Genomic DNA, 26,187 nt, shown 5'->3' with positions numbered 1-26,187 from the left:
AGGGAAGAGGCGGCCATAGCCGCCCCCCTCAAATGAGTTATAGCGATAAAGCCGCCCCTCGTCAGTCCGCTTCGCGGACAGCTTCTCCCGAAGGAGAAGCCTTTTTTGCTTTTAACGCTTCCTCAATCCGGTCAAACCGCTCCAAGAACGAATGCTCCTCGCCCTCGGTCTTGTAACCAGGCATGGTGTCCAGCGAGACGGCATGGATGCTGCGGAAAATGCTGTTCTCGATGTTCGGATTGTCGCGCATCAAACGGCGCAGCAGGATCTTGACCTCTTGCCGCTTGGATCCGCCACCGCCATTGTCACAAATGGTGCAGGCCTCGGTAAAGCGGCAGGCGCATTGGATAAATTCCAGCTCGTTATACCGCCGCCAGGCAATGATATCCTCCTCGCGGATGCAGTACATCGGGCGGATGAGGGTCATGCCCGGAAAGTTTGTGCTGTGCAGCTTCGGCGGCATAGCCTGCAGCTGGGAGCCGTAGAACATACTCATGACCGTCGTCTCGATGACGTCATTGAAGTGATGCCCCAGCGCGATTTTATTGCAGCCAAGTTCCTGCGCCTTCTTGTATAGGTGGCCGCGGCGCATCCGGGCGCAGAGGTAGCAGGGCGACTTGTCACTGTTGTTGGCGACATCAAAGATGTTCGTCTCAAACACCGTGATGGGAATGTGCAGCAGCGCGGCGTTGCTCTCGATTTTCTGGCGGTTGATTTCGTTATAGCCGGGATCCATGACGAGGTAGACCAGCTCAAACGGCACCTCGCTGTGGCGCTGCAACTCCTGCAAAAGCTTTGCCATCAGCATGGAGTCCTTACCGCCGGAAATGCAGACGGCGATCTTATCCCCCGCTTGAATTAACTCGTACCGCTTGACTGCCACAATGAAGGGCGTCCACAGCTGCTTGCGGAATTTTTTGATAATGCTGCGTTCAATTTTTTGATAAGTCTCTAATTGGCGTTCCAACGGTCAATTCTCCTTATTTGTCAGGGATTTGTAACAGGTATCGAAGGCTTGCAAAAAGCCGTCGATCTCTTCCTCGGTGGTCAAGTGGCTCAGGCTGATGCGCCAGCTGGACAGGGCGTTGCGGCGGTCGCGGCTGACAGCAAACACGGCCTTGGACGGCATTCCGTCCGACGAGCAGGCCGACTTGACCGAGACGCAGACCCCCTGCTCGCTCAACGCCTGCTGGAACCGCGTGCCCTTGACGCCGGTGACGCTGACATTCAGAATATGCGGAACGGCCTGCGCGGGACTGTTGATGCGCACAAGGCTGTACTTTTGCAGTTCAGCTAACAAGCGGTCGTGCAACTTTTGCACATGAGCCGTGCGGGCATCCTGTTCGCCCAGCGCTTTGGTCAGAGCAGCGTCCAGGCTGACGGCAAGGCCCAGGGTGGGCGTGCCGCTGCGGTAGATCGTCGTGCTGGCACCACCGGAAATCTGCGGCTCAATGACCAGACCGCGCCGCTTGTACAACGCACCGATGCCGTTGGGGCCGTAGAACTTGTGGGCGGTAAAGCTCATGGTATCCACGCCGTCCAGCCACAAATCCGTCTTGCCCACAGCCTGCGTTGCGTCAACGTGCAGGCGGCAGCCGGGGTACGGCTTGACGATCTCGGCAATCTCCTGGATGGGCTGCACCGTGCCAAGCTCGCTGTCCACGGCGCAGACGGCAACCAGAATCGTATCATTGCGCATCAGTTCCCGCAGCTGATCCAAATCTACCCTGCCATCGCGGTTGATGTTGAGCAGGTCAATCTCATACCCTTGCTGCTGCAGGACCGAGAGTGACGCACCGATGGAAGAATGCTCAAGCTGGGTAGAAATGATGTGCTTGCCGATGTGACGCGACGCCTGGGCAATGCCCTTGATGGCCAGGTTGTTGGCTTCGCTGGCGCCGGAGGTGTAGATGATTTCCGCAGGCTGCACGCCGAGGTGGTTTGCAATCGACGTCGTCACCCGCTCCATCTCGGCACGGGCCTCCTGACCGGCAATGTGGGTGGAATTGGGATTGGCAATATACCGTCGCTCGGCCGCCACATAGGCGTCCAGCACGGCGGGGTCTGCCGGGGTGTTGGCAGAATAGTCAAGATAGATCATGGGGATGCCCCTTCTATATAATGATAATGTGTGCCAGAATCGTATGGTATAGTTTCCTACTTTGCCAATAGGAAATACGCCCATGCAAAACCCCTGCGGCTAGGCAGGGGCATGGTTATTCAAAATCCAAAATTGTCACTGATTGCTTGGTAAAATAGGGTGTCAGGCCCCACAGGTCCGGCCCGGGGGCAACGTCAGTATAAAACAGCAGCCAGGGGCGCTCGTTCTCGTTCAGTGGGCGGATGGATACTTCCGGCTGGGCTTCGTCGGTCAGGATTGCCTCTCGTTCATCCAGCGCGGCGGCATAGCGCTGGGCCTGGCCGTCGGCCAGCTCATAGGCGGCTTCCAGGCTGGTGGCAAAGTAGTTGTCTTGGCCCTCTTTGACCGTGTGGCTGCCGATACAGGCCATCACCACCAGCATACAGGCAACGGCCAGCGGCAAGCGGCGGGCATGGTGCTGGCAGAACCGCTCGGCGCGGTGCAGCGATACGCCGCGCACGCGCTCCAGCCAGCCCAGCAGCAGAAATTCGGTGGCGGCAAGGCCCAGCACAAAAGTCATCCAGACGACGTTCAGAAGCCGACCCGCGCCGATGCCGCCCATCGTGTAGGAGGGCAGGAAAATCATAGCCCACATCAGCACAAAAGTGACTGCTGCGCCCAGCCAGGGACGGCGGAATACCCGATCGGGCAGAACCGCGCTGCGGGCCAGCTGCAAAAGCGGCAGCGCCAACAATGCCAATAGGCAGAGCAGCGGCACATCCAGCCAGCGCAGCCATTGCATAGCGGCCAAAATAAAACTTTTTACTATTGCCTCCGCGAAGCCCGCTCCCGCAAAGCCGGCGGTGCGCACCCGCGTACCCGGAGCCAGCACGTTCAGCAAAAGGCCAAGGACAGCAGCGAAAAATGCGGGCAGTTGCCAGAAATTGCGGCGCCGTGCGCAGAGCACCGCGGCCAACAGCAACACCAGCACGTTCAAAAGCCCGGCTACCTGATGGCCGCCGCCGATGACAAGGCTGCACACGCAACCCGTCAGCGCGTAGAGCACTTTTTGGCGGGGCACCAATTTCCCGGCAAAGCAGAGTGCAAACGCAAGCCCGGCATTCAGCGCGGCCAGCGAGAAATACGGCAGGTAGTTCATTGCGCCGTTGAACCAGTACAGCCCTTCCACCGGGGAGGGCATCCCCTGGATAAACGCAAAGGTCAGCAGCAGCGCCAGCGCCCAGGGTAGATGCTTCTGCGCCGGGTCCAGCCGCAGCACAACGCACCTCATAAGGCCGTACAGGCAGAAAAACAGCGGCAGAAGCACACACAAAAGCGTGATGCCATACCATTTGTTGCCGAAGATAGCGGGCTGGAAGGCCAGCGTAAAGCCGGAAACGTAGAGCCCTTGCCAGTTTTCGTAATAGTAGGCGTTTGTATCCCAGGCGGCACGCAGCAGACGCGGCAGATCAAAGCCGTACTGCTGCACCACCGCATGGGTGCGGGCCGCGTAGATGTAGTCATCGGCCGAGGGGCGCGCAAATACCGCCAGTGCAAACACCGGCACAAGCAGCACCGCTGTCAGCAGCACAAAACGGCGCAGCCAGCGCTTTTGCGCCGCTGCATCGTGCCAAAAATCCATAAGCACTTTCCTTTTGTATCAGGCGTCGCCCAGCGTCATCTGCAGGAAGTAGACCCACTGCTTCTCCCACCAGTACCAGTCGTGGGAGACATCCTGGCCCCAGATATCAACGATGGGGTGGATGCCCTTGCTCTCGAGGATAGCCTGCAACTCCCTGGTGGAGGCCAGCAGGTCAGCCTCCCACGCGCCCTGGCCGCAGCACATAATGAACTTGTCGGCCTTTTCAAACAGTTTCATGTACGGATGAGTCGTGGGAAAGTTGCGCATATAATCGCAGGGAGAATTACGGTAGACCAGATCGTCCATGTAATTGCCAAAGAACATTCCGGAGGAATACAGGCCGCTCAGGGCAATCGTACCGTTGAAGATATCGGGGCGACGCAGGTAGAAGTTGACCGCGTGGCCGCCGCCCATGCTGGCACCGCCAGTCAGGATGCGACCGGTGTGATCCTCTCCCTGCTCACGGTTGATCTCCAGCAGTCGGGGGATAAATTCCTCGCAGATATAGTTATACCAGCGCTCCTGCATTTCGATACGCGGGCGCTCTGGGCCGTGGTTATCCCAGCTTTCAGGGTCGATACTGTCCACCGCGAAGATCTGCAGCTTACCGTTGTCGATCCACGGCGCGGCGGCGTTGCACATATTGCGATCCTCCCAATCGAAGAACCGGCCGCTCTGGCACGGAAAAATCACGATGGGGCGTCCGGCGTGGCCGTAGACCTTGAACTCCATAAAGCGGTTCAGGAAGCGGCTGTACTCTTTATAATAGCGGATCTGCATGGCAGTTCCCTCCTATTTATAGAAAAATTTCTTATTCATATCCAGCAAACCGACCATAGCATGCATCGGCCCGGTGACGGAAGTCTTGAATACCCAGTAATACAAAAGTGCCAGCGCCTCCCGCAGGTAGCACGGTAATACGCTGCGCAGCGGCGTGCCGGCAGCCAGCTCGGTGGCATTGGTAAAGCCCGCCATGGCAGCATATTTTCCGGCGCGGTAGCAGTGGAACGCATTGGAAACATAGACGATGGGCGTTGTCTCGTCATAGCCGTGCTGGCGCAGAATGGCGAGCGAGAAGGCAAAGTTTTCTTCCGTGGAGGTCGAACGCCCCTCTGATATGACCCGCGCAGGCTCCAGTCCCTTGGCAATAAGGTAGTCCCGCATGGCGTCACCCTCGGGGCACCACTCGTCGCGCCCCTGCCCGCCGCTGGTGATGACCAGTGTGTCCGGGTGGGCGGCAGCGAACTCATAGGCTTTATTCAGGCGGTATTGCAGCAGCTTACTGGGCTTGTCCTTGTGCAGGCCCGCGCCCAGCACAAGGACGACCTGCTCATTCCCGGTAGGCGGGTTCGTGTAGCCGCTGACAGACACAAACGCAATGACGGCCAAGTAGATGGCAGCCAGTGCCGCCAGTACCCAGAATACGACCCGGCCTGTGCCGTGGCTGAACCACGCGTGGAGCGGACGGCGGAACACCGCATATCCGACAACGCAGGCGGTCAGCAGCCAGACCATGAGATTGCCCATGTTGAAGTTGGACAAAATCACCAGCGAGACCGAGTAAACAACGAGCGCCGCCGCCAGCAGATACAGCAGAAACAGCCCCACGTTACTTTTTGATCTCATCGTAGACGCCGCAGCCTGCCGGGCAGTAGTCAACGTTCAGTGCCTTGCAGACGGTGTCGGCGATCGTGGCAAAGCTGTACCGGGTGTGCAGGTTGACGCCGGGCTTGACCTCGTCGCCGTAAATCAGGAACGGCACATACTCGCGGGTGTGGTCGGTGGTCTTGGTGTAGCTGGGGTCGCAGCCGTGGTCAGCCGTGACCATCAGGATATCGCCCGGGCACATCTTGGCCATAAAGCCGGGCAGCCAGTCGTTGAACTCGGCGGCAGCGGCGGCATAACCGGCGATATCACGGCGGTGGCCGTAGAGCATATCAAAGTCAACGAGGTTGACAAAAGCCAGACCCTCAAAATCGCGGTCAGCCAGATCCAGCGTGACCTGCAAGCCTTCGGTGTTGCCGCTGGTGCGGATGGTCTCGCCGATGCCCTTGCCCGCAAAGATATCATGAATTTTGCCCACGCCGATAGTTGCCTTGCCTGCGGCCTGGATGGCGTCCAGCATCGTGTCATGCGGCGGCACCAGGCTGTAATCGTGGCGGCGGGGCGTGCGGGTAAAGTTGGCGGCACAGTCGCCAACGAAGGGCCGGGCAATCACACGGCCAACACCGTACTTGCCGGTCAACAGCTCACGCGCCTGGGTGCAGATCTCGTAGAGCTTTTCGATGGGCACAAGGGCCTCGTTGGCGGCAATCTGGAACACACTGTCGGCGGAGGTGTAGACGATGAGGGCACCGGTTTTCATGTGCTCCTCGCCGTAGTCGCGGATGACCTCGGTGCCGGAGTAGGGCTTGTTGCACAGAACCTTGTAGCCGGTCTTGGCGGTGAACTCGTCCAGCAGCTCCTGCGGGAAGCCGTTCGGGAAGGTGGGCAGTGGCTCTGCGCTGAGCAGGCCCGCAATCTCCCAATGGCCGATGGTGGTGTCCTTGCCGGCACTGGCCTCGCGCAGGCGGGCATAGCTGCCGATGGGCGCAGACACCGGCGTGCCGCAGGTGACACCGTCCAGGTTGAACATACCGAGCTTGGCAAGGTTATCACCCTTGAAGTTGGGGTGGCCTGCAATGGCCCCCAGCGTATTGGTGCCGGGGTCGCCGAAAAGCGGTGCATCCGGCTCTGCGCCAACACCGAAGCTGTCCAGTACGATCAGAAATACACGTTTTGCCATGATGATTCTCCTAATATAAAAATGGGTCTGTGATATTCTTAGGCTTATTATACCGTAAAACGGACAAAAAGTAAACATGAAATCCGAGGTTGCAAATCGGCGTGACTTGGGCTATACTGTAAAATAGGTAAGAGTAGGATTTTTATATTCCTTATAAAAAGGAACTGCCATGCAGGTACAAAAATTCAGCACACTCCCCTACACACGGCCGGATTATGCGGCCGCCCAGCAAAAACTGCGTGAGCTGACCGAGCAAGCCGAACACGCCGCTGACTATGCCGCGCTGAAAGCCGTCGTCAAGGAGCGCAACGCCCTGACGGCCATCGGTCAGCCTGCCTACCTCTTACCCACCAGGCAACGCCAAAGCTGCCGCAGAATTTGTACGGACGAGGCTGAATTTGTCTAAAAAATAACGCACCGAAAAAAAGCAAAAAATGCGCGGCAAAACCGTGCAGGAGAGCTTTTTCCCACTTGTTTACCCCTGCAAACTTGTAGTATAATACCGCTGAGGTTTGCTAAGAGTATATAAATAGGTAGAAAAACGAACGGAGGCATTTCTATGCGTAAAACCAAAATCGTATGTACTATGGGTCCGTCCACCGATAAGCCGGGCATTCTGCGCCAGCTGATGGAAAACGGCATGAACGTTGCCCGCTTCAACTTTTCTCACGGTGACTACGAGGAACACAAGGGTCGTTTTGACAAGGTGCGTGCCCTGTCCAAGGAACTGGACCTGCCCATCGCCTGTATGCTGGACACCAAGGGCCCCGAGATTCGCCTGGGTGAGTTCAAGAACGGCGTCGAGAAGCTCGTCACCGGCCAGAAATTCACCCTGACATCCCGCAATGTGGAGGGCACGAATGAAATCTGCTCCGTTACCTACAAGGATCTGCCCCGCGATGTCAAGGCCGGCGGCCGCATCATGCTGGATGACGGCCTGATCGAACTGCGCATCGATGAAGTCGGCGACACCGATATCAACTGCACTGTCTGTAATGACGGTACCATCAAGACCAAGAAGGGTGTCAATGTCCCTGGCGTACACCTGACTATGCCGTATATGAGCCAGCGCGATACCAGCGATATCCTGTTTGGCATCGAGCAGGGCTTTGACCTGATTTCCGCCAGCTTCGCCCGCAACGCCCAGGACATTATGGAGATTCGCCACATTCTGGACGAGCACAACTCCAAAATCCGCATCATTGCCAAGATCGAGAACCAGGAAGGCATTGACAACATTGACGAGATTCTGACTGTGGCTGACGGCATCATGGTCGCCCGCGGCGATATGGGCGTGGAGATCGACTTTGCTGAGATTCCTGCCATTCAGAAGCACTTGATCGACCGCGCCATGAGCGCCGGTAAAATCTGCATCACCGCTACCCAGATGCTGGATTCCATGATCGTCAACCCCCGCCCGACCCGTGCCGAGATCACCGACGTTGCCAATGCCATTTACGACGGCACCGGCGCGGTCATGCTCTCCGGCGAGACCGCTGCGGGCAAGTACCCGGTCGAAGCCTTAAAGGCCATGGCTACGATTGCCGAGACCACCGAGGCCGACTCCAACTTTGACAGCCTGGTTCATCACTCCGGCTCGGATTCCACCCGCCTGAATGTCAGCGCTGCTGTGGGCCACGCCGCCTGCACCACTGCTGCCGATATCGGTGCGTCCGCTATCATCACGGCCTCCAAGAGCGGCGAGACCGCCCGCCTGCTGAGTCGCTTCCGCCCCGACACCCAAATCATTGCCTGCGTGCTGGACGAGACGACCCGCCGCCAGCTGAATGTCTACCGCGGTGTGACCCCGCTGATGATGGAGTATGCCACCTCTACCGATGAGCTCATCAGCATGTCCGTTGCCAAGGCGCAGGAGGCTGGCCTGGTACAGGACGGCGACCTGGTCGTCGTGACCGCTGGTGTTCCGGTCGGTGTGTCCGGCACCACCAACATGATCAAGGTCCACATGGTCGGTGATTCCCTGCTGGCTGGTGTTGGCATTGGTCAGTACAACGCAAAAGGCGAAGTCTGCGTCTGCCGCAGCGCCGCCGAGGCTGCCAAGAAGTTCAAGCCCGGTCAGATTCTGGTCGTGCCCTTCACCACCAACGACACCCTGCCCTTCATGCGCGAGGCTACCGGTATCATCACCGAGGAGGCTGGCACCAACAGCCACTCCGCGATTGTCGGCCTGACGCTGGGCAAGGCAGTCATCGTCGGTGCTACCAACGCCACCCGCACCCTGAAGGACGGCATGGTCATCTCGATGGACTGCGCTCGCGGTGTTGTCCAGGCTATGGCGAAGTGAGGCGCAACGATGGAACGTATCGCGAGTTTCTGCGTTGACCACACCAAGCTGCTGCCCGGGATGTATCTTTCCCGCCAGGATGGCGAGAACGGCGAGATCCTGACCTGGGACATCCGCATGAAGCAGCCCAACAAGGGCAGTTACCTTTCCCCCGCCGCAGCCCACACGCTGGAACACCTGTTTGCGACCTATGCCCGCAACAGCAAGTACAGCAAGGGCATCGTCTATGTCGGTCCCATGGGCTGCCTGACCGGCTTTTATCTGCTGACCATCGGCCTGACGCCTGCCGAGGCGCTGGACCTGACCCGCAGTGCTTTTGCCTGGATGGCAGCGTTTGAGGGTGATATCCCGGGTGCATCCGCCGTGGAATGCGGCAACTACCTGATGATGGACCCCATCGCTGCCCGCGCCGAAGCCTCCGCCATGCTGCCAGTGCTAGAAAATCTGGATGCGGATAAGCTGCATTATTGATGAATAAATAAAACTGCCCGCTGCTGAAAATCGCAGCGGGCAGCTTTTTGTAGGGGCGGCTGTTTACATCCGCCCGCGGGACGATACAAGCATCGACCCTTACAACCTAAAAACCGCCACCCACTGTATTGCACAATGGGCGGCGGTGATTTTATGTAGAATTTTTAACTCAGATCAGTGCGGCGGTGATCAGGGCCATCTTGTAGACCTCCTCGGCGTTGCAGCCGCGAGACAGATCATTGATGGGGGCGTTCAGGCCCTGCAGGATGGGGCCGTAGGCCTCAAAGCCGCCCAGACGCTGGGCAATCTTGTAGCCGATGTTGCCGGCGTTGATGTTGGGGAAGATAAAGGTGTTGGCGTAACCGGCAACCTTGGAGCCGGGAGCCTTCAGCTGACCGACTTCGGGGGCGACAGCAGCGTCAAACTGCAGCTCGCCGTCAACCTTCAGTTCGGGGTGAGCCTCCTGCACACGCAGGGTTGCGTTGCGCATCTTGTCAACGGTCTCGCCCTTGCCGGAACCCTTGGTGGAGTAGGACAGCAGTGCAACGCGGGGATCGATGCCAAAGACCTCGGCGGTGTGGGCAGTCTCGACGGTGGACTCAACAATCTCATCCTCGGAAGGATCAATGTTGATGGCGCAGTCGCCCATGGCGATGCTCTCGTCACCGCGCATCAGGATGAAGCAGGAGCTGACGGACTTGATGCCAGGCTTGCACTTGATGAGCTGCAGCGCGGGGCGGACGGTATCGGCGGTAGAATAGGTGGCACCGCCCAGCAGGCAGTCAGCTTTGCCCATCTTGACCAGCATGGTGCCGAAGTAGTTGCCCTTGGACAGAGCAGCGCGGCACTGCTCGTCGGTCATCTTGCCCTTGCGCAGCTCGACCATCTTGGCGACCATCTCGTCAAAGCCCGCGTAGTTGGTGGGGTCGATGATCTCGGCACCGGTGATATCAAAGCTGCCATCAGCAGCGGCCTTTTTGACGGCTTCGACCTCGCCCAGCAGGATGACCTTCAGGGTCTTGCCGGCCAGCAGGCGGCTTGCAGCAGACAGGATACGGGCGTCGGTGCCCTCGGTAAAGACGATGGACTTCGGCTCAGCCTGCAGTTTCTTCTCAAAATTCTCGAAAATGGACATACTCTGATAACCTCCAGTATTTATGCAGCCAAGGGCTGCGCAGCATTTACATGGTTATTATAGCACCCATTTTGCGCTTTGCAATAAAAATGTGCGAAATGCGCCGAATTTGCGCAACATATGTGCGGAAAAGGCGTTCGAGGCAAAATATTTCACAAAGTTAATAAAATGTCAAGCTGAGATTGTAGATTATTTGTCAAATTCACCCGCTTAGCTGTGTGTTCAGCGCAAAAAGTACCACAGAAGCCCGGTCTGCACAGCCAAAATCAGCGGCATGCCCACGACAAAATACCAGCGGCGCGTCTTGTGGCGGAAGGCGTACATCCCTGCCCAGGCCCCGGCGCTGCCGCCCAGCAGTGCCGCGCCGAACAGGACTTTTTCTGGGATGCGCCACTGCCGCGTGCGGGCGCGGTGCTTGTCCAGCCCCATCAGGCAGAAACCGATGATGTTCATGATTATGATGTAAATAAATGTAGTATTCATGCGTCTATTATACTGTGTGTGGGGGCAAAAGGCAAGTGCTGGCGGGGCGTCTCGAAGACGCCACCCACCGCCGTAAAAGACAAAATACCTCCGCTTTGTCAGCGGAGGCAGAAATGATTCAAATATCCTTGCGTGCGGCCACACTGCTGCGCACCAGGGCACGCTTCAAGCGGGCTTCGGCCAGCTCCATGTCGCGCTTGTCCAGGTTCTTCTGGGCCAGCATTTCTTCGGCGCGGGTCTTACTGCGGGCGGCGCGCTCGGCGTCGATGGCGTCCGCCCATTCAAAGGTGGTCGCCAGCAGACGGCACTCGCCTTTCAGCATACTGAGCATACCGCCCATGCAGGCGGCGCGGCGGGTGGTGCCGTCCTCGAGCTTGATGTGGGCCTCGCCCATACCCAGGGCCGTGCAGAAGTCAATATGCTTTGCCAGCAGCTGCACCTGACCGTTGATGGTCCGGCAGGATACCGACACGGCCGGGCCGTCATAGGCGACACCGTCCGGCGTTAAGATTTTGAGCGGGAAAGTTGCCATACGCCCACCACCTTACTGTTGCTTGGCCTTAGCCAGCACATCATCGATGGTGCCTGCAAACAGGAAACAACTCTCGGGGATGCTGTCGCACTCGCCGTTCAGAATCATCTTGAAGCCGCGGATGGTTTCCTTCAGCGGCACATACTGGCCGGGCATACCGGTGAACTGCTCCGCTACATGGAAGGACTGGGACAGGAAGCGCTGCACCTTGCGGGCGCGGGCGACCGTGACCTTGTCCTCCTCGGACAGTTCATCCATGCCCATGATGGCGATGATGTCCTGCAATTCCTTGTAGCGCTGCAAGACCTGCTGCACGGCGCGGGCGACCTCGTAATGCTCCTGGCCGACTACCTCGGGCGAAAGGATACGAGAGGTAGAATCCAGTGGGTCAACAGCCGGATAAATGCCCTGGGAGGCGATATCACGGCTCAAAACCGTGGTGGCATCCAGGTGGGTAAAGGTAGTGGCGGGCGCAGGGTCTGTCAGGTCGTCAGCGGGCACGTAGACGGCCTGCACAGACGTGATGGACCCCTTGCGGGTGGATGTGATACGCTCCTGCAAGGCACCCATTTCGGTGGCCAGTGTTGGCTGGTAGCCGACGGCAGAGGGCATACGGCCCAGCAGCGCCGAGACCTCGGAACCGGCCTGCGTGAAACGGAAGATGTTGTCAATGAAGAGCAGCACATCCTGATGCTTGACATCGCGGAAATACTCCGCCATCGTCAGGCCGGACAGGGCGACGCGCATACGTGCTCCCGGCGGCTCATTCATCTGGCCATAGACCAGCGCGGTCTTGTTCAGAACGCCGCTCTCGCGCATTTCACCGTACAGGTCGTTGCCCTCGCGGGTGCGCTCGCCGACGCCGGTAAAGACAGAGTAGCCGTTGTGGGCCGTCGCGATGTTGTAGATCAATTCCTGGATCAGAACGGTTTTGCCGACACCGGCACCGCCGAACAGACCGATTTTGCCGCCCTTGGCATAGGGGCATATCAAGTCAACGACCTTGATGCCGGTCTCCAGAATTTCCGTTGCGGATTCCTGCTCGTCAAAAGCGGGGGCCTGGCGGTGGATGGGCCAGCGCTCGGTATTTTCGGGGGCGGGCTGCTCGTCGACCGGCTCACCCAGTAGGTTGAACACGCGGCCGAGGCATTCGTCACCGACGGGCACCTTGATAGGCTCACCGGTGTCCACAGCATCCGCGCCGCGCACAAGGCCGTCGGTGGCGGCCATGGCAATGCAGCGGACCACGTTGTCGCCGACATGCTGGGCGACCTCGACGATCAGCTTTTTGTCGTTGTTTTCCACCTCAATGGCGTTGAGCAGGGCAGGCAGTTCACCGTCCTTGAATCGGATGTCCAGTACGGGTCCCATGACCTGTACGACCTTTCCGATGTGTTTTTCTGGCATAGCACACACTCCTTTAGTGGGCTTTTTCGTTTAAGACTCGGCGTCCGCGCCAGCCACAATCTCGGTAATTTCCTGGGTGATGGCGGCCTGGCGGGCGCGGTTGTAATACAGGTTCAGGTGGTCGATCATCTCACCTGCGTTCTTAGTGGCGGCGTCCATGGCCATACGGCGCGCGCCTTGTTCACTGGCAACGCTCTCGCACAAAGCACCGTAGACGACACCTGCAAGATACTCGGGGATGATGGAGTCAAAGACAGCTTTGCCGTCCGGCTCGTACAGCATCAGGCTCTCGCGCTCGTGGCCCGGCTCGGGGCGCTTGGCGTCGAAAGGCAGCACCGGCAGCACGGTGGCCGTCTGGGTCAGCATCGAGACAAATTGCGTAAAACCAAGGCGTATCTCGTCAAACTCCCCTGCCAGAAATTTCTGGCAGACAAGGCGGGAAATCTCAAAGCAATCACTCACGGACAAATCGCCCGCTTCGGCAAAGGCAGTAGTCAGCACATTGGCCTTGCGGCGCTCGAAATGCTCAACGGCCTTTTTGCCGATGGGAAGCACGCAGTAGTCGCTGCTCGCAGCGTCGGCTTCGATTGCCTTTAAGATGTTGGCGTTGTAGCCGCCCGCCAGCCCGCGGTCGCCTGCAATGACGATATACAGGCGGCGGTTCGTCTCCCGCTTGGCAAGGTAAGGACTGTCAAACGCGGAATCTGTCCCCACGATGTCAAACAGCGTCTCGTATAGCGTCTCAAAATAGGGGCGGCTACCCTCGACACGCTCTTTGGCGCGGCGCAGTTTGCTGGACGCCACGAGCTCCATAGCCTTGGTGATCTGCATGGTGCTTTCGACGCTTCGGATACGCAGCTTGATTTCTTTCATGGAACCGGCCATCGGCGGCACCTCCTTTGCAGTTTATTTTTCTTTGAGGAACTGTGCAGTAAAGTCGGCCAGTACCTGCTTGAGCTGTTCCTCGGTCTCCGGTTTCAAATCGCCGGTGGTGCGGATGGTCTCCATCACGCCAGCAGCGGTGACATTTTCGTCCAGGTAGTCATAGAGACGCTGCTCATACTCGGCAATATCGGACACGGCGACCTCTTTCAGATAGCCGTGAATCGTCGCATAGAGAATAGCAACCTGCTTCTCGACGGCGACAGGACTGTTGCGATCCTGCTTCAGCACTTCGACGATGCGCTCGCCCTGCGCCAGACGCGCTTTAGTGTCGGCGTCCAGGTCAGAGCCGAACTGGGCGAAGCCCTGCAGCTCGCGGTACTGGGAGTAAATCAGTTTCAGTGTACCGGCAACCTTTTTCATGGCCTTGATCTGGGCGTTGCCTCCGACACGGGAAACCGAGATACCGGGGTTGACAGCCGGGCGGATACCTGCATGGAACAGCTCGGTCTCCAGGAAAATCTGACCGTCGGTAATGGAAATAACGTTCGTCGGGATATAGGCCGAAACGTCGCCAGCCTGTGTCTCGATGATGGGCAGTGCGGTCAGCGAGCCGCCGCCCTTGGCGTCGCTCAGCTTGGCGGCGCGTTCCAGCAGACGGCTGTGCAGATAGAAAACGTCGCCAGGGTATGCCTCGCGTCCCGGGGGACGGCGAATCAGCAGCGACAGCGCACGGTACGCGACAGCATGCTTGGACAAATCGTCATAGATAATCAGGACGTGTCTGCCCTTGTTCATGAAGTACTCGCCCATGGCGCAGCCTGCGTAAGGGGCGATATACTGCAAGGGCGACAGCTCGGACGCGGTGGCGCAGACGACCGTTGTGTACGCCATAGCACCGTTTTTCTCCAGGTTCTCCACCAGCGTTGCCACGGTAGAACGCTTCTGACCGATGGCGACGTAGATGCACAGAACATCCTTGCCCTTCTGGTTGATGATGGTATCGGTCGCAATGACGGTCTTGCCGGTCTGGCGGTCGCCGATGATCAGCTCACGCTGGCCGCGGCCAATGGGGATCATCGAGTCGATGGCCTTGATGCCGGTCTGCAGCGGCTGCTTGACCGGCTGGCGGTCAAGGATTCCGGGCGCAGGCGACTCAATGGCACGATAGTCGGCAGCTTCGATGGGGCCTTTACCGTCGATGGGCTGGCCCAGCGCGTTGACGACACGGCCAATCATCCCCTCGCCTACCGGCACGGAAACGACTTTACCGGTGCGCTTGATGGTACTGCCCTCTTTGATGCCTTCATCGTCACCAAGCAGGACGATGGAGACACTGTTTTCTTCCAGGTTTTGCGCCATGCCGTAGGTACCGCTCTCAAACTGGACCAGCTCACCGGCCATACAGTTGTCAAGCCCTGCAGCGCGCGCAATACCGTCGCCCACCATCGTTACCGTTCCGGTCTCGGTCTGCTCAATGGCATTTTCGTAGTACTTGATCTGGGAACGGATGATGCGGGAGATTTGTTCGGGTTTTAGTTGCACTGTTTGGTTCACCACACAATTCTATAAAATAGGTGTAATGTGTTAAAGCACGGCACCGTCGATTTCCTCGCGCAGGCGCTCCAAATGGCGCTGCACCGTGCCGTCCAGGCGCTTGCCGCCCATATCCAGCCGCAGGCCGCCCAGCACGCTGGGGTCTACGGTCTCGGTCAGGACGATGTTTTTGCCTGTCATCTTCTGCAATTTTGCCAGCAGTTTTTCGCGGGCGGGAGCGGCCAATGCCACAGCCGATACCGCCGTAACTTCCAGAATGCCGTTATCCTCATTGTAACGGTCCCGGTAGGCACGCAACACGCCGGGCAGTTCCCCAATCAAATTTTCCTCGCACAAAAGTTTGAGAAAGTTGACAAGGTACGGATGCGCCCCCTCGAACGCCTTGTCCAGCAGGGCGCAGCGCTCTTTTTTCGGTACGCTGGGCGTTGCCAGCAGGCGCTTGTACTGCGGCTCGGCCTCGATGCTGTCCACCGCAGTCTGCAATTCCTGCAAAAGCTCCTCGGTCAGTTTTTCCTCGGCTGCCAGGTCATACAGGCTTCCGCCGTAGCGTTTCGCAAGCTCGGTCATGAGGCATCCCCCACATTCCGGATAAATTCATCGATCAAAGCCTGATGGTCAGACTCCTTGATCTCGCGCTCGACGACCTTACCGGCAATCTCGACAGCCATGCCGCCGATCTCGTTTTTCAGGTCATTGACAGCCTTCTTGCGTTCCTGGGCAATGTCTGCCTCTGCCGCAGCGCGGATGGACGCAGCCTCGGCCTTGGCTTCGCTGACGATCTCTTCCTCGCGCTTCTGGGCGCGGGCGGTCGCCTCACGCAGCATCGTGTCGCGCTCATCCTTAATGCGCTGCAGATGATCCGCGTACTCTTTCTCAAGGTCGGCGGCCTTCTGCTTGGCAGCATCGGCGTCGGCGTACATCGTATCAATCTCCTGCTGGCGGTCGTCGATCATCTTCTTTACCGGCTTGAAAAGGAACTTTCTCAGCACTGCAAAGGTGATGAGCATATTGCAGAAGGTAAACAGCGCAGTCCACGGGTTGACGCCTACAAAACTTTCAAAGCCCGTCATGAGCTATTCCTCCAATTTCAGCAAGATTTATCAGAACACGAAGAGCAGCAGCAGCGCGATGACCAGCGAGTAAATGCCGGTCGACTCGGTGATGGCGCAGCCCAGAATCATGTTGGTACGCAGGTCGTTGGCCATTTCAGGCTGGCGGGCCATGCCCTCCAGCGCCTTGCCGACGGCGTTGCCTTCACCGATAGCCGGGCCGATAGCACCAAAGCCCATTGCGATACCGGCGCCGATGGCGCAGGCAGCTTTTACGATTGCAGCTTCCATAAAAGAATCCTCCTAAAATAATAAATACAATGTCATGCTTCTGCCGGGGGCGGGCAGGCATTGCCCACATACACCATTGTCAACAGGCTGAAAACAAGGGCTTGTACGCCGCCGGAGAAAATATCAAAATACAGGCTCAGGATGCCGGGAACACCGACCTCCAGATAAGGTACGCCTGTCAGCCCCAAGAGGGAGAGTGCGCCGGTCACGGCAAAGACCGTGCCAAAGATTTTACGGGCCATTTTTTTGCCCTTGACGCCGCTGTACAGCAGCGCCGCACCAATGGCAAGGATCACGATGCCCACCACAAGGCTGCGGCCCACAAGGCCCAGCACGGCAGCCGAGACGGTTGCCAGCGCCGAATAGACCAGACTGGTCAGAACGCTGCCGCCAGCAATGTTGCCGAAGTGACGGAATGCCATAGAGATCGGCTGTGCGATTTCAGAGACAAGGTTCATCGGCGTCATGACCACGATGGGCTCGGTAAAGCCCTTGAGCCAGCCGCCCACGCCGTTGCGCTTGATGGAACAGCCCCAGCATAGAAAGCTGGTCATCAGTGCCCAGGTAAAGGTCGTGGACAAATCAGCGGTAGATGAGCGGAAAATACCGGTCATGCCGATAAAAGAACCGCAGATCGAGCTGAGGAACAGCGCGCCGATGTAGGGCGTCCAATAGCTGTTGTGCTTGCCCATCGTGCTTTCGACCATGTCATAGAGCATCGTCACGCCCTTTTCAACAAGCACCTGCCGCCGACCGGGACGCTTTTGAAGGTTGCCGCCCAGCACAACGGCCGCCGTGCAGAGCAGCACCATGACCACAAAGGAAGAAACGGTCGTCTGGGTAATGTCGATGCCGCCGAGCAGCGGTATGGTAAAGTAGATTTTCGGACCATTCATGGGGTGGTATCACCGTCCTTTTTTGTAGGTTCGGATTCATCCTTGCGGAAGAACTCAATCAGTTTCAGACTTACCTGCGCAAAAAGCAGCGGTAGAATGGTAGCCAGCGGGTCACAGAACTTTGCGCGGAACAACAGAATGTAGATGATGACCAGCACCACCAGGCGGATTACGCCGGACGATTGAATCTGCAGCTGGGCTTTCTGTGGGTTGTCCCCTTTGACCGTACGGTCAAGGGCGTTGGAAACGGTAATGCACAGCGAGATAAAGTTGCCCATAGCCAGCACAAAACCAATCAGCGCACCGAGCAGCACGGTATTGGTAAACCGGCCCGCCAGCGCATAGACAGCCAGCATGGCTGCGATGCAGAGGGCTACCGCCACCGCCAGGCGGCTGACCTGCCCGAAAATATCCTCATGCTTTCGCAAAGGTGGTGCTCCTTTCTAATGTTGGTTAAAGTTTACAGGCGGCGGACCCTTTTGCTTCGGGGCTTTCCCCTGCCGATCCATGGCTTTCAGTGAACCTTGCAGGCAGCTTAGCGCCGCCAGCACGCCGACGAAAACGCCCACGGCCACGACCCAGCCGCCCAGGGCGAACTGCCGCTGCAACCATACTGCACCCATAATGCAGAGCACAGGCGGAATGACGATGGAAAGGCCGAACTGGGTCAGCCAGACCAGATGGCGGGCGACATCGTACAAGCCTTTCATTGATCCTCCTCCCACATCTTTCATTGATCCTCCTCCCACATCATCAGCCTCAATACTCACAGTATACAACAGTGTGTGCAATATTTCAACAGTTATTTTTCACGGAAAAGAAGTAAATTGTATAGATTTCATATTACGTTCACATTTTGACTGCTGTCGGGAATGGTAAAAATCCCCAGCGCAAGCAGTACCGGATAGAGATAGCTTGCCCCATAGCAGCCGATTTTCTTCGGCCCAGTGATGGGGATACCGTCCATTTCCAACGCGACAATTTTTTCCAGTGCATTCGCCACGGTGGAAATTGTAATGGATTTGCTGCGCCGGTCCACGAACAGTTCCCCGCCGCGGATAGTGTAGGTAAACGGCAGGCCCTTGGCGGTGTAGAAAGTTTCGCCCTGGTGCTGCTGGAGCAGCGGCCACACAAAGTCTATATCTTTTGTCATGTCACATCACCTGTTTAGTATAGCGGATGAACACAATCAATCGCAATGTACAAAAAACACCGCATGACCAAAATCATGCGGTGTCGTTGGGACAGGTTACTTCTTTTGTCCAAAACGGTACTCGGTGCCGTTTTTCAGGCGCTCGATGTTCGAGCGGTGCAGCCAGATGACCATAGCGGCCATGATGACGCAGCAAATCGTGCTGAACACGATGGTGGGCAGGTTGGCCCCACGGGCAATCAGGTTGATAAGAGTGCCCACAGGATACAGCGCAGCAATGATGATGCTGCCCAGTGAGACGATGCGGGTGACGGCAACTTCAATCAGGAAGATGCCCAGCAGCACCGCGCAGACCAGCGGCTCGGTGGCGAGGGCGGAACCCGCGCCGACCAACACGCCCTTGCCGCCTTTGAAGCCGAAGAAAAGCGGGCGGCTATGGCCGATCATGCAGAAGATGGCAGCCAGATACGCGCCGCAGACGGGATCCAGCGGGTTCTGCCAGGCCGCACCTGTGCCGGAGAGCAGTGCGTCAAAGATGAAGCGGCCCAGGTTGACAGCCGCAACGCTCTTGCCCACATCGCCGATGGTTGTAAACACAGCGGGCAGTTTGCCGTAGGTACGCAGAACATTGGTCATGCCGGCGTTGCCGCTGCCATGATTGCGCACATCATCGTTGTACATGACCTTGGAAATCAGCACGCCGAACAGAATGCTGCCCAGCAGGTAGCCGCCCGCTGCAGTCAGCACGCAGGCCAGAAAGATATTGAATATCATGGGTTACACCTTCCCTGCTTTGACCGCGCCGTCGCCGTGCTCACGGGTAATCATCTTGATGGGCGTGCCAGTCAGGCCGAACGTCTCACGGATCTGGTTTTCCAGGTAGCGCTGGTACGAGAAATGGAACAGTGCCTTTTGGTTGACGAAGCAGACAAACGTCGGCGGGCGGGTGGAAATCTGTGTGATATAGAATACCTTCAGGCGCTTGCCCTTGTCGGACGGCGGCTGGACCTTGGCGGTGGCGCGGGCCAGCATCTCGTTCAAAGCACCGGTAGGCACGCGGGTACCGTTCTGGACATCCACAAAGTGAATTGTCTCAAACAGCTTGTCGATGCGCTGGCCGGTCTTGGCGCTGATGAAGATGATGGGCGCATAGGACATGAAGCTGAAATCCTCTTCCAGCTTTTTGCGCATGGCGTCCATGGTGTAGCTGTCCTTCTCGACAGCGTCCCACTTGTTGACGGCAATGATGCAGGCTTTGCCCTGCTCGTGGGCATAGCCCGCGACCTTTGAGTCCTGCTCGGTGAAGCCGACCGTCGCGTCAATCATAATGACGCAGACGCGGCTGCGCTCGACGGCGGCCAGACTGCGCAGCACGCTGTATCGTTCGACGCCGCTCTCTACCTTGCCGCGCTTGCGCAGGCCGGCGGTGTCGGTAAAAACAAACTTGCCGTACTTGTTCTCGACCATCGTGTCAATGGCGTCGCGGGTCGTACCAGCCTCGTTGGCAACAATCAGGCGGTTTTCGCCCAGGATATGGTTGATGAGGCTGGATTTGCCCACGTTGGGGCGGCCAATGACGGCGACTGTGATGCGGTCGTCGGTGTCCTCCTCGTCCTCCTCAAAGTTGAGGTGGGCGCAGACGGCGTCCAGCAAATCGCCGGTGCCGTGGCCGTGTACGCCGGAAACCGGAATCAGCTCACCCAGGCCCAGGCTGTAAAAGTCGTACAGTTCCATCGGCGGTTCGCCGACTTTGTCGCACTTGTTGACAGCCAGCACCACCGGCTTGCCGCTGCGCATCAACATACCGGCAACGTCCTGATCCTGGGGCGTAACGCCTGCGGACAGTTCCGTGACCATGACGATGCAGTCAGCGGAGTCGATGGCCAGCTGGGCCTGCTCCCGCATATGGGCCAGCAGGCCGTCGTCGATGCGCGGCTCAATGCCGCCGGTATCTACCAGCAAGAATTTGTGGCCGGACCACTCGCAATCGCAGAAAATGCGGTCGCGGGTGACGCCGGGGGTGTCCTCGACGATGGCGAGGCGCTGGCCGGTCAGTTTATTGAAGATGGTGGACTTGCCCACATTGGGGCGGCCCACGATGGCTACGATCGGTTTTGCCATATCTGCTCTCCTCCCTCTCTACTCTCTTATCGTTTGAATTTTATCGTTTTGCGCTTGTGGCTGGTCAGCATGGCCTTACAGCACCCGCCGCCGTCGGTGGGGATACTGATGACCCGGCAGCCCAGCGTCCTGCCCAGTTCTTCCAGCGTGATATCGTCGAGAAACTGGCCTTTTTCGTCGCGGATCATGACCTCGGGCACGCCCAGCAGGTCGCTGTGCAGATTGCCGCCGCACTGCTTGATGATATCCGTACCGGTGATAAGCCCCGCCACGCTGACGTTGCCGCCGAAATACTCATTTTTGATCTCATGCACGGTAATCTTTACCTGCGGGTATCTCTGCATCAGTGCGTCTGCGCAATCCTGAATCAGCGGCCCGGCCAGCGTGCCGGTGACAACGTCCATGCTGTGGGGCAAGACCAGGCCGGAGTAATTTTCCAGTTCTTCCAGGAAGGTATCGTGGTAGAGCCGCCACATGCCCACGCCATCCTCCAGCTGGGCAAACTCGTCGTAGAACTCAGCGGGCGGCAGCGGGCGCTCCGCGGTCAGATACCACTCATCGCTGGGGTAGACGACGCTGCGGCCGTACTCAGTGCGGCATTTCCGGGCGAACTCCTCCAGGATATCCAGTGTAGCGGCGGCGGATTCCTTATCGTAGGGCGTCAGCTTGAACAGCTTATCGCGGTAGTCCGTCACACCGGCGGGCACGGCGGCAATACTGCCCACCTGCGGGCGCAGGGCCAGCAGATCTGTCAGGGTGCGGCGCAGTTCGTCATCGTCGTTAACGCCGCGGCAGAGCACAAGCTGACAGTTCAGCTCGATTCCGCCCGCCGCCAGCTTGGGCAGGTATTTCAGCACCTCGCCCCCGCGCTTGTTCGCCAGCATCCGCACCCGCAGTTCTGGGTTTGTCGTGTGGACTGAGACAAAAATCGGGCTGATGTGCATTTGGATGATACGGTCGATCTCGTGCTCGGTCAGGTTCGTCAGCGTGATATAGTTGCCGAAAAGGAAGCTCAGGCGCTCGTCGTCATCTTTAAAATAGAGCGGTTCGCGCATGCCGGGCGGCAGCTGGTCGATGAAGCAGAACATACAATGGTTGGCGCAGCTGTGCTTTTCGTCGCCCAGGTAGGTCTTGAAGTTGCAGCCCAGCGGCTCATACTCACCTTTTTCCACCTGCACGGTGCGGTGCTGTTCGTCCTTACAGAGCTCCAGAGAAAAACTTTTCGGCGTTGTATAGAACTGGTAATCCAGCGCATCGTTCAAAGGGTGGCCGTCGATGGCCAGCAGCGCGCAGCCTACGGTGATGCCGAATTTTTCAGCCGGGGAATTTTCGTCCACCGCCGTCACGTACAGGGCCATCGCTTCACACTCCTTGTAATCACAACAAAAAATGGGGAAGGCATCGCCCTCCCCACGCAAGAAACTTACGCCTCTTTCTTGATGACTTCCTGGCCTTTGTAGTAGCCACACTTGCCGCAAACCTTATGGGGAACCTTCAGTTCGCCACACTGCGGGCACTTCACCAGCGTAGGCGCCTCCAGTTTCCAGACATTAGAGCGACGTTTATCGCGGCGGGCTTGAGAATGCTTTCTCTTGGGTACGATAGCCATAATCGGACACCTCCTTGGTGAAATTCAACTTAATAGTTGTTTTAATATGCTAAGCCTTGCATCCACAGGGGCAGCATTGTCTGCCGGTTGGCAGGAACACCCTGCCGCCTTCTTTCGTCCGCAGATGGGGCATAGACCTTGACAATCAGCACTGCACAGCAGTACCGCGGGTACCTCAAAAATCAACTCCTGATAGGCAAGTTCTTCGAGGTCGAGACAGCCATTATCGTTGCACGGCAGTTCAAAATCCGGGTCTTCCAAATCACGATCCCGCACGAAATACTCGCGCTGGAAATCGTAATCGCGGGTGATGGGTTCCAGGCAACGGGCACACTCAGCATCTACATGGGCCTTTACACACAACAGCAACGCTGCGCCATCCTCGGTGAGCGTCGCCGTAAAGTCACATACTGCCGGGGCGTTTACGCTGTATCCCCCAAAGTCCGCCTGGGAAAAGTTAGCCTCAAAATGTGCCATGTAGGGCTTGCGGCCGCTTTCCAGAAAAGTGCGAAGATTAAATTGCATAGTACACCTCAAAAGGTTGCTTAAATAGTATACACAAGCGGAAGGGTCTTGTCAACACGTAAAACACAAAAAGTTGAGATTTTTTTGGATTTTTCGCATAAAATCGGGGCGGGAAGCACTTCCCCGCCCCGAAATCTCAATTTCTGTGATCCTAAAAGGTTCAGATGACGAACTTCTTCAGATCCTCCGGCAGATTGGCGGCGTCAGCAGAAACGGTGACGACGACCTCGATGTTGGAGGTGATCTTGTCGATGGCGTTCAGAACCTTGGCAGCAGCGGCCATGTCGTGGTCGGTGATGCGCAGGATGCCGTCCAGGAACAGCTCGGTGATGTCGTAGTTGCCAGCCAGCATACCGGCGACAAAGCCATACAGCATATCAGCGCCGACGATGCCGTACTCGTCCACGTCAACAAGGCGGGCGGAGTGGTTGATCTCGGTGGTGAGCTTCATGCACTTTTCAATGACAACAATGTTGCCGGAGGTGGTCTTAACGGCCTTGTCGATCATATCGATCATGGTCTTGGTCTTACCGGAGCCTTTGGTTCCAACAATCAGTTTCAGCATAGGGGGTTACCTCCTTATATTCGTCAGCGCGCGGTGCGCGTAGTTCCTTTAATCTTTCAGTGCAGCTTCCAGTTCGGCCTTGCGATCCTCATAGCCGGGCTTACCAAGAAGGGCGAACATATTCTTCTTGTAGCTCTCAACGCCGGGCTGGTCAAACGGGTTGACGCTCAGCAGATAGCCGGAAATCGCGCAGGCTTTCCAGAAGAAATAAATCAACTCGCCGACATCATGAGCGGACAGGCTGTCAACTTCAATCAGGCCCAGAGGAACGCCGCCGTCGGTATGGGCGAGGATGGTGCCCTCCATAGCCTTGCGGTTGACGACGCTCATGTTCTGGTTTGCCAGGAAGTTCAGGCCGTCGAAGTTGCCCTCCAGCTCTTCAATATAGAAGTCGTTGCGGGTGTTCTTGATATCGACGTAAGTCTCAAACATGACGCGAGCGCCGTCCTGCAGGAACTGGCCCATGGAGTGAAGGTCAGTGGAGAAGATGCAGGAAGTGGGCATCAGGCCCTTCTGATCCTTGCCCTCGCTCTCGCCGAACAGCTGCTTGTACCACTCGTTCATCATTGTAAAGTCAGGCTCAAAGCAGGCCAGCGTCTCGACGCTCTTGCCCTTGCGGTACAGGATGTTGCGGGTCATGGCATAGCGGTAAGCATCGTTGTCCATACTCAGCTTGCCAAACTTCTCGCGGCCTTCGGCAGCGCCCTGCATCAGCTCGTCGATGTCGATGCCGGCGCAAGCGATGGGCAGCAGACCAACAGCAGTCAGCACAGAGTAGCGGCCGCCGACGTCATCAGGAACAACGAAGGTGGGCCAGCCCTGCTCGGTGGCAAGCTGTTTCAGCGTGCCCTTAGCGCGGTCGGTGGTGGCGTAGATGCGCTTGTTGGCTTCCTCGACACCGACAGAATCTTCCAGCAGCTTGCGCAGCACGCGGAAGGCAAGGGCCGTCTCGGTGGTGGTGCCGGACTTGGAGATAACGTTGATGGAGAAATGCTTGCCCTTCGTCAGCTTGATGATATCGTTCAGCGCGGTGGGGCTGATGGTGTTGCCGCAGAAGTAGATTTTCAGGCCGTCATCGACCTCGTTGTGATACAGGCCCTTGACGGCCTCGACCACAGCGCGGGCACCCAGGTAGGAGCCGCCGATACCGGCTACCAGCAGCACATCGGAATCGGAACGAATCTTCTGCGCAGCTTCTTTGATGCGGGCAAATTCTTCCTTGTCATAAGTAACAGGCAGGTCCAGCCAACCCAAAAAGTCATTGCCGGCACCAGTCTTGGTTTCCAGCTGCTTGTGGGCTAACTCGACCTGCGGATAGATTGCCTCATATTCTTCAGGACGGATGAATTTTGCAAGATGCTTACCGTTAAAACTAACAGCCATCTTTAACTCCTCCTTTGTTATTTTTATATCCCAATGATACCGTTTTCTGTCGGTATTGTCAAGCAAAAGCCGGGGTGTTTTTTCGACTTTTTCATGAAATTTGCACAAAATCAATCCAAAGTCACCAGGCTTTGTGCCAATTTGCGGAAGCAATAGCCGAAACTTAACGCATCAACGTCCTGTGCCGCCGTGATGGGGTATGCCTGCACTTCCGCGCCGTTATTGCGTATCGTCACAGTACCGACAGTCTGCCCTGCCGTCACCGGGGCTTCCAGCTTTTCGGGCAGGTCGATAGCGGCTTCCAACGCCGTGCCCTCGCCCTTAGGCATCAGGCAGCGATTCGGGGCCGTATAGGTCAGTGTCACGGTTTCCGCAGTGCCGTGGGTGACGGACAGCGTCTGCGGCGCATCGGCGGGCAGCTCAGCGGCAGCGCTCTCATAGTGGGCAAAGCCGTAGTCCAACAGCGCGCTGGCAGCCTGGAAACGCTCCTTGCCCGAGGCAGACCCCAGCACAACGGCAATCAGCCGCAGGCCGTCGCGCTCGGCACTGGCGGAGATGCAGACGCCCGCCTTGCTGGTGGTGCCGGTCTTCAGCCCCGTGATGCCGGAGTAGCTTTTCAGCAGTTTGTTGGTGTTGACCAACTGTGTTGCGCCGCCGCGCAGAGTATCCATCCAGATGGAGCAGTAGTTCCGCACCTCGGCATGATGCAGGAGAATTTCGCGGCTCATGAGGGCCACATCCCGGGCTGACGAGAGGTGGCCTTCCTCGTCCAGGCCGCAGGCATTGGAAAAGTGGGTGCTCGTCATGCCCAGCTCGGCGGCGCGGGTGTTCATCTGCTGGGCAAACGCCGTTTCACTGCCGCCGACATACTCGGCCACCGCCACAGCGGCATCGTTGGCGCTGGAAATACAGATGGCCTTGAGCATATCGTCAAGTGTCATCTGCTCGCCGGGTTCCAGCCATATCTGGCTGCCGCCCATGTGGTAGGCATGCTCACTGACCGGGACAAAATCGTCCAGGTGTATCTTCCCCGCTTCCAGTGCCTCAAAGGTCAGCAGCAGCGTCATAACTTTGGTGATGGACGCAATGGGGCGGCGGTCGTCGGCGTTTTTCTCGTACAGCACTGTGCCGGAGTCCTCATCAATGAGGATAGCCGCCGCGCAGGGCACGTCAAAGTCGGCGATTGTGGCAGGGGTGATGCCTTCAGCGGACGCAGCAAACCCGCGCAGGATGGACAGCACCGCCAATACAAGGCAGAGCAAGAGAGTTATGACACGTTTTTTCATGGCAGCACACCTCCGGCGGAAATCGCTTTG

The 26,187-nt window shown here is 57.7% G+C and carries 30 protein-coding genes; 3 read left to right on the top strand and 27 right to left on the bottom strand.

Annotated features, from left to right (window positions below):
* Positions 1-61: 61 nt before the first annotated feature.
* The 6 genes from ACZO0A_RS07110 to ACZO0A_RS07085 form a co-directional block, all read right to left on the bottom strand.
* Positions 62-967 (bottom strand): tRNA 2-thiocytidine biosynthesis TtcA family protein, encoded by a 906-nt coding sequence (locus ACZO0A_RS07110; RefSeq protein WP_215692087.1) that lies wholly within the window; start codon positions 965-967, stop codon positions 62-64.
* A 3-nt stretch (positions 968-970) separates the two neighbouring features.
* Entirely contained in the window at positions 971-2,101 is a 1,131-nt protein-coding gene (locus ACZO0A_RS07105) for a cysteine desulfurase family protein (RefSeq protein WP_302376766.1), read from the bottom strand.
* Positions 2,102-2,216: 115 nt separating this feature from the next.
* A complete protein-coding gene (locus tag ACZO0A_RS07100) occupies positions 2,217-3,722 on the bottom strand; it encodes a DUF6056 family protein (protein WP_294717798.1) in 1,506 nt (501 codons plus the stop codon).
* An 18-nt stretch (positions 3,723-3,740) separates the two neighbouring features.
* Positions 3,741-4,502 carry an esterase family protein gene (locus ACZO0A_RS07095; RefSeq protein ID WP_215692090.1) on the bottom strand — a complete coding sequence of 254 codons (762 nt, stop codon included), beginning with the start codon at positions 4,500-4,502 and terminating at the stop codon, positions 3,741-3,743.
* 12 nt (positions 4,503-4,514) lie between these two features.
* Positions 4,515-5,348 (bottom strand): YdcF family protein, encoded by an 834-nt coding sequence (locus tag ACZO0A_RS07090; RefSeq protein WP_302376769.1) that lies wholly within the window; start codon positions 5,346-5,348, stop codon positions 4,515-4,517.
* Positions 5,332-6,507 (bottom strand): phosphopentomutase, encoded by a 1,176-nt coding sequence (locus ACZO0A_RS07085; protein ID WP_302376771.1) that lies wholly within the window; start codon positions 6,505-6,507, stop codon positions 5,332-5,334. Before ACZO0A_RS07085 ends, ACZO0A_RS07090 begins: the two co-directional genes overlap by 17 nt.
* Positions 6,508-6,676: 169 nt before the next feature.
* Here ACZO0A_RS07085 and ACZO0A_RS07080 point away from each other — a divergent pair, with 169 nt between their 5' ends.
* The 3 genes from ACZO0A_RS07080 (at position 6,677) to ACZO0A_RS07070 (ending at position 9,283) form a co-directional block, all read left to right on the top strand.
* Complete coding sequence (locus ACZO0A_RS07080) at positions 6,677-6,913, top strand: hypothetical protein (RefSeq protein WP_291209205.1); 237 nt, start codon at positions 6,677-6,679, stop codon at positions 6,911-6,913.
* Between the two features lie 153 nt (positions 6,914-7,066).
* Positions 7,067-8,812, top strand: a complete 1,746-nt coding sequence (pyk, locus tag ACZO0A_RS07075; RefSeq protein WP_215692093.1) for a pyruvate kinase — start codon at positions 7,067-7,069, stop codon at positions 8,810-8,812.
* A gap of 9 nt (positions 8,813-8,821) precedes the next feature.
* Positions 8,822-9,283 carry an S-ribosylhomocysteine lyase gene (locus ACZO0A_RS07070; protein ID WP_291230933.1) on the top strand — a complete coding sequence of 154 codons (462 nt, stop codon included), beginning with the start codon at positions 8,822-8,824 and terminating at the stop codon, positions 9,281-9,283.
* Between the two features lie 169 nt (positions 9,284-9,452).
* Here ACZO0A_RS07070 and pta read toward each other — a convergent pair whose 3' ends face one another.
* The 21 genes from pta to ACZO0A_RS06965 form a co-directional block, all read right to left on the bottom strand.
* The gene (gene pta / locus ACZO0A_RS07065; RefSeq protein ID WP_291230931.1) at positions 9,453-10,418 is read right to left on the bottom strand and encodes a phosphate acetyltransferase; all 966 of its coding nucleotides are present in this window, start codon (positions 10,416-10,418) and stop codon (positions 9,453-9,455) included.
* Between the two features lie 222 nt (positions 10,419-10,640).
* On the bottom strand, positions 10,641-10,901 hold the full coding sequence (locus ACZO0A_RS07060; RefSeq protein ID WP_291230929.1) for a DUF1294 domain-containing protein: 261 nt from the start codon (positions 10,899-10,901) through the stop codon (positions 10,641-10,643).
* Positions 10,902-11,019: 118 nt separating this feature from the next.
* The gene (gene atpC / locus ACZO0A_RS07055; protein WP_215692097.1) at positions 11,020-11,433 is read right to left on the bottom strand and encodes an ATP synthase F1 subunit epsilon; all 414 of its coding nucleotides are present in this window, start codon (positions 11,431-11,433) and stop codon (positions 11,020-11,022) included.
* Positions 11,434-11,445: 12 nt separating this feature from the next.
* Positions 11,446-12,840: a F0F1 ATP synthase subunit beta gene (gene atpD, locus ACZO0A_RS07050; RefSeq protein ID WP_215692098.1), complete on the bottom strand. Its 1,395-nt coding sequence runs from the start codon at positions 12,838-12,840 to the stop codon at positions 11,446-11,448.
* Between the two features lie 30 nt (positions 12,841-12,870).
* Positions 12,871-13,725 carry an ATP synthase F1 subunit gamma gene (gene atpG, locus ACZO0A_RS07045; protein WP_302376773.1) on the bottom strand — a complete coding sequence of 285 codons (855 nt, stop codon included), beginning with the start codon at positions 13,723-13,725 and terminating at the stop codon, positions 12,871-12,873.
* 21 nt (positions 13,726-13,746) lie between these two features.
* Positions 13,747-15,267, bottom strand: coding sequence for a F0F1 ATP synthase subunit alpha (gene atpA / locus ACZO0A_RS07040; protein WP_291209194.1), 1,521 nt, complete (start codon positions 15,265-15,267; stop codon positions 13,747-13,749).
* 42 nt (positions 15,268-15,309) lie between these two features.
* Positions 15,310-15,846 (bottom strand): ATP synthase F1 subunit delta, encoded by a 537-nt coding sequence (atpH, locus tag ACZO0A_RS07035; RefSeq protein ID WP_302377027.1) that lies wholly within the window; start codon positions 15,844-15,846, stop codon positions 15,310-15,312.
* Positions 15,843-16,349 (bottom strand): F0F1 ATP synthase subunit B, encoded by a 507-nt coding sequence (atpF, locus tag ACZO0A_RS07030; protein ID WP_294717788.1) that lies wholly within the window; start codon positions 16,347-16,349, stop codon positions 15,843-15,845. Before atpF ends, atpH begins: the two co-directional genes overlap by 4 nt.
* A 30-nt stretch (positions 16,350-16,379) precedes the next feature.
* Entirely contained in the window at positions 16,380-16,619 is a 240-nt protein-coding gene (gene atpE, locus ACZO0A_RS07025; protein WP_215692103.1) for an ATP synthase F0 subunit C, read from the bottom strand.
* Positions 16,620-16,651: 32 nt separating this feature from the next.
* The gene (locus tag ACZO0A_RS07020; RefSeq protein ID WP_215692104.1) at positions 16,652-17,515 is read right to left on the bottom strand and encodes a FoF1 ATP synthase subunit A; all 864 of its coding nucleotides are present in this window, start codon (positions 17,513-17,515) and stop codon (positions 16,652-16,654) included.
* A complete protein-coding gene (locus tag ACZO0A_RS07015; protein WP_291209186.1) occupies positions 17,512-17,943 on the bottom strand; it encodes an ATP synthase subunit I in 432 nt (143 codons plus the stop codon). The genes ACZO0A_RS07020 and ACZO0A_RS07015 overlap by 4 nt, the downstream gene beginning before the upstream one ends.
* Before the next feature lie 15 nt (positions 17,944-17,958).
* A complete protein-coding gene (locus tag ACZO0A_RS07010; RefSeq protein ID WP_486846189.1) occupies positions 17,959-18,225 on the bottom strand; it encodes a hypothetical protein in 267 nt (88 codons plus the stop codon).
* A 128-nt stretch (positions 18,226-18,353) separates the two neighbouring features.
* Complete coding sequence (locus tag ACZO0A_RS07005) at positions 18,354-18,668, bottom strand: hypothetical protein (protein WP_302377022.1); 315 nt, start codon at positions 18,666-18,668, stop codon at positions 18,354-18,356.
* 96 nt (positions 18,669-18,764) lie between these two features.
* A complete protein-coding gene (plsY, locus tag ACZO0A_RS07000; RefSeq protein ID WP_302377020.1) occupies positions 18,765-19,442 on the bottom strand; it encodes a glycerol-3-phosphate 1-O-acyltransferase PlsY in 678 nt (225 codons plus the stop codon).
* A 3-nt stretch (positions 19,443-19,445) separates the two neighbouring features.
* Complete coding sequence (der, locus tag ACZO0A_RS06995; protein WP_215692109.1) at positions 19,446-20,789, bottom strand: ribosome biogenesis GTPase Der; 1,344 nt, start codon at positions 20,787-20,789, stop codon at positions 19,446-19,448.
* A gap of 26 nt (positions 20,790-20,815) precedes the next feature.
* Positions 20,816-22,147 carry a DUF512 domain-containing protein gene (locus tag ACZO0A_RS06990; RefSeq protein ID WP_302377018.1) on the bottom strand — a complete coding sequence of 444 codons (1,332 nt, stop codon included), beginning with the start codon at positions 22,145-22,147 and terminating at the stop codon, positions 20,816-20,818.
* Between the two features lie 65 nt (positions 22,148-22,212).
* Entirely contained in the window at positions 22,213-22,398 is a 186-nt protein-coding gene (gene rpmF / locus ACZO0A_RS06985; protein ID WP_007046791.1) for a 50S ribosomal protein L32, read from the bottom strand.
* Positions 22,399-22,422: 24 nt separating this feature from the next.
* A complete protein-coding gene (locus ACZO0A_RS06980; RefSeq protein ID WP_486846188.1) occupies positions 22,423-22,923 on the bottom strand; it encodes a YceD family protein in 501 nt (166 codons plus the stop codon).
* Between the two features lie 160 nt (positions 22,924-23,083).
* Entirely contained in the window at positions 23,084-23,488 is a 405-nt protein-coding gene (locus tag ACZO0A_RS06975; protein WP_291209169.1) for a hypothetical protein, read from the bottom strand.
* A 48-nt stretch (positions 23,489-23,536) separates the two neighbouring features.
* Positions 23,537-24,871: a glucose-6-phosphate isomerase gene (locus tag ACZO0A_RS06970; protein WP_486846187.1), complete on the bottom strand. Its 1,335-nt coding sequence runs from the start codon at positions 24,869-24,871 to the stop codon at positions 23,537-23,539.
* A 110-nt stretch (positions 24,872-24,981) separates the two neighbouring features.
* Positions 24,982-26,157, bottom strand: a complete 1,176-nt coding sequence (locus ACZO0A_RS06965) for a D-alanyl-D-alanine carboxypeptidase family protein (RefSeq protein ID WP_486846186.1) — start codon at positions 26,155-26,157, stop codon at positions 24,982-24,984.
* Positions 26,158-26,187 lie beyond the last annotated feature (30 nt).

The sequence above is a fragment of the Gemmiger sp. genome (assembly GCF_057431175.1).
Note: the sequence above shows the minus strand (reverse complement) of the source record. Positions and strands in the feature narration are given on the sequence as shown.

What these genes read in the sequence shown, in the direction of transcription:
- ACZO0A_RS07070 (WP_291230933.1), top strand. Translation starts at nt 8,822, where the DNA reads ATGGAACGTATCGCGAGTTTCTGCGTTGACCACACCAAGCTGCTGCCC.
- atpG (WP_302376773.1), bottom strand. Translation starts at nt 13,725, where the DNA reads ATGGCCGGTTCCATGAAAGAAATCAAGCTGCGTATCCGAAGCGTCGAA.
- ACZO0A_RS06980 (WP_486846188.1), bottom strand. Translation starts at nt 22,923, where the DNA reads ATGCAATTTAATCTTCGCACTTTTCTGGAAAGCGGCCGCAAGCCCTAC.
- ACZO0A_RS07060 (WP_291230929.1), bottom strand. Translation starts at nt 10,901, where the DNA reads ATGAATACTACATTTATTTACATCATAATCATGAACATCATCGGTTTC.
- atpE (WP_215692103.1), bottom strand. Translation starts at nt 16,619, where the DNA reads ATGGAAGCTGCAATCGTAAAAGCTGCCTGCGCCATCGGCGCCGGTATC.
- pyk (WP_215692093.1), top strand. Translation starts at nt 7,067, where the DNA reads ATGCGTAAAACCAAAATCGTATGTACTATGGGTCCGTCCACCGATAAG.
- ACZO0A_RS07080 (WP_291209205.1), top strand. Translation starts at nt 6,677, where the DNA reads ATGCAGGTACAAAAATTCAGCACACTCCCCTACACACGGCCGGATTAT.
- ACZO0A_RS07105 (WP_302376766.1), bottom strand. Translation starts at nt 2,101, where the DNA reads ATGATCTATCTTGACTATTCTGCCAACACCCCGGCAGACCCCGCCGTG.
- rpmF (WP_007046791.1), bottom strand. Translation starts at nt 22,398, where the DNA reads ATGGCTATCGTACCCAAGAGAAAGCATTCTCAAGCCCGCCGCGATAAA.
- ACZO0A_RS06965 (WP_486846186.1), bottom strand. Translation starts at nt 26,157, where the DNA reads ATGAAAAAACGTGTCATAACTCTCTTGCTCTGCCTTGTATTGGCGGTG.
- ACZO0A_RS07095 (WP_215692090.1), bottom strand. Translation starts at nt 4,502, where the DNA reads ATGCAGATCCGCTATTATAAAGAGTACAGCCGCTTCCTGAACCGCTTT.
- ACZO0A_RS06975 (WP_291209169.1), bottom strand. Translation starts at nt 23,488, where the DNA reads ATGCTGAAACTGATTGTTGGAACCAAAGGCTCCGGTAAGACCAAGACC.
- ACZO0A_RS06970 (WP_486846187.1), bottom strand. Translation starts at nt 24,871, where the DNA reads ATGGCTGTTAGTTTTAACGGTAAGCATCTTGCAAAATTCATCCGTCCT.
- atpD (WP_215692098.1), bottom strand. Translation starts at nt 12,840, where the DNA reads ATGCCAGAAAAACACATCGGAAAGGTCGTACAGGTCATGGGACCCGTA.
- ACZO0A_RS07100 (WP_294717798.1), bottom strand. Translation starts at nt 3,722, where the DNA reads ATGGATTTTTGGCACGATGCAGCGGCGCAAAAGCGCTGGCTGCGCCGT.
- atpF (WP_294717788.1), bottom strand. Translation starts at nt 16,349, where the DNA reads ATGACGGGCTTTGAAAGTTTTGTAGGCGTCAACCCGTGGACTGCGCTG.
- atpH (WP_302377027.1), bottom strand. Translation starts at nt 15,846, where the DNA reads ATGACCGAGCTTGCGAAACGCTACGGCGGAAGCCTGTATGACCTGGCA.
- ACZO0A_RS07020 (WP_215692104.1), bottom strand. Translation starts at nt 17,515, where the DNA reads ATGAATGGTCCGAAAATCTACTTTACCATACCGCTGCTCGGCGGCATC.
- atpC (WP_215692097.1), bottom strand. Translation starts at nt 11,433, where the DNA reads ATGGCAACTTTCCCGCTCAAAATCTTAACGCCGGACGGTGTCGCCTAT.
- ACZO0A_RS07005 (WP_302377022.1), bottom strand. Translation starts at nt 18,668, where the DNA reads ATGACAAAAGATATAGACTTTGTGTGGCCGCTGCTCCAGCAGCACCAG.
- plsY (WP_302377020.1), bottom strand. Translation starts at nt 19,442, where the DNA reads ATGATATTCAATATCTTTCTGGCCTGCGTGCTGACTGCAGCGGGCGGC.
- ACZO0A_RS06990 (WP_302377018.1), bottom strand. Translation starts at nt 22,147, where the DNA reads ATGGCCCTGTACGTGACGGCGGTGGACGAAAATTCCCCGGCTGAAAAA.
- der (WP_215692109.1), bottom strand. Translation starts at nt 20,789, where the DNA reads ATGGCAAAACCGATCGTAGCCATCGTGGGCCGCCCCAATGTGGGCAAG.
- ACZO0A_RS07085 (WP_302376771.1), bottom strand. Translation starts at nt 6,507, where the DNA reads ATGGCAAAACGTGTATTTCTGATCGTACTGGACAGCTTCGGTGTTGGC.
- ACZO0A_RS07010 (WP_486846189.1), bottom strand. Translation starts at nt 18,225, where the DNA reads ATGAAAGGCTTGTACGATGTCGCCCGCCATCTGGTCTGGCTGACCCAG.
- pta (WP_291230931.1), bottom strand. Translation starts at nt 10,418, where the DNA reads ATGTCCATTTTCGAGAATTTTGAGAAGAAACTGCAGGCTGAGCCGAAG.
- ACZO0A_RS07090 (WP_302376769.1), bottom strand. Translation starts at nt 5,348, where the DNA reads ATGAGATCAAAAAGTAACGTGGGGCTGTTTCTGCTGTATCTGCTGGCG.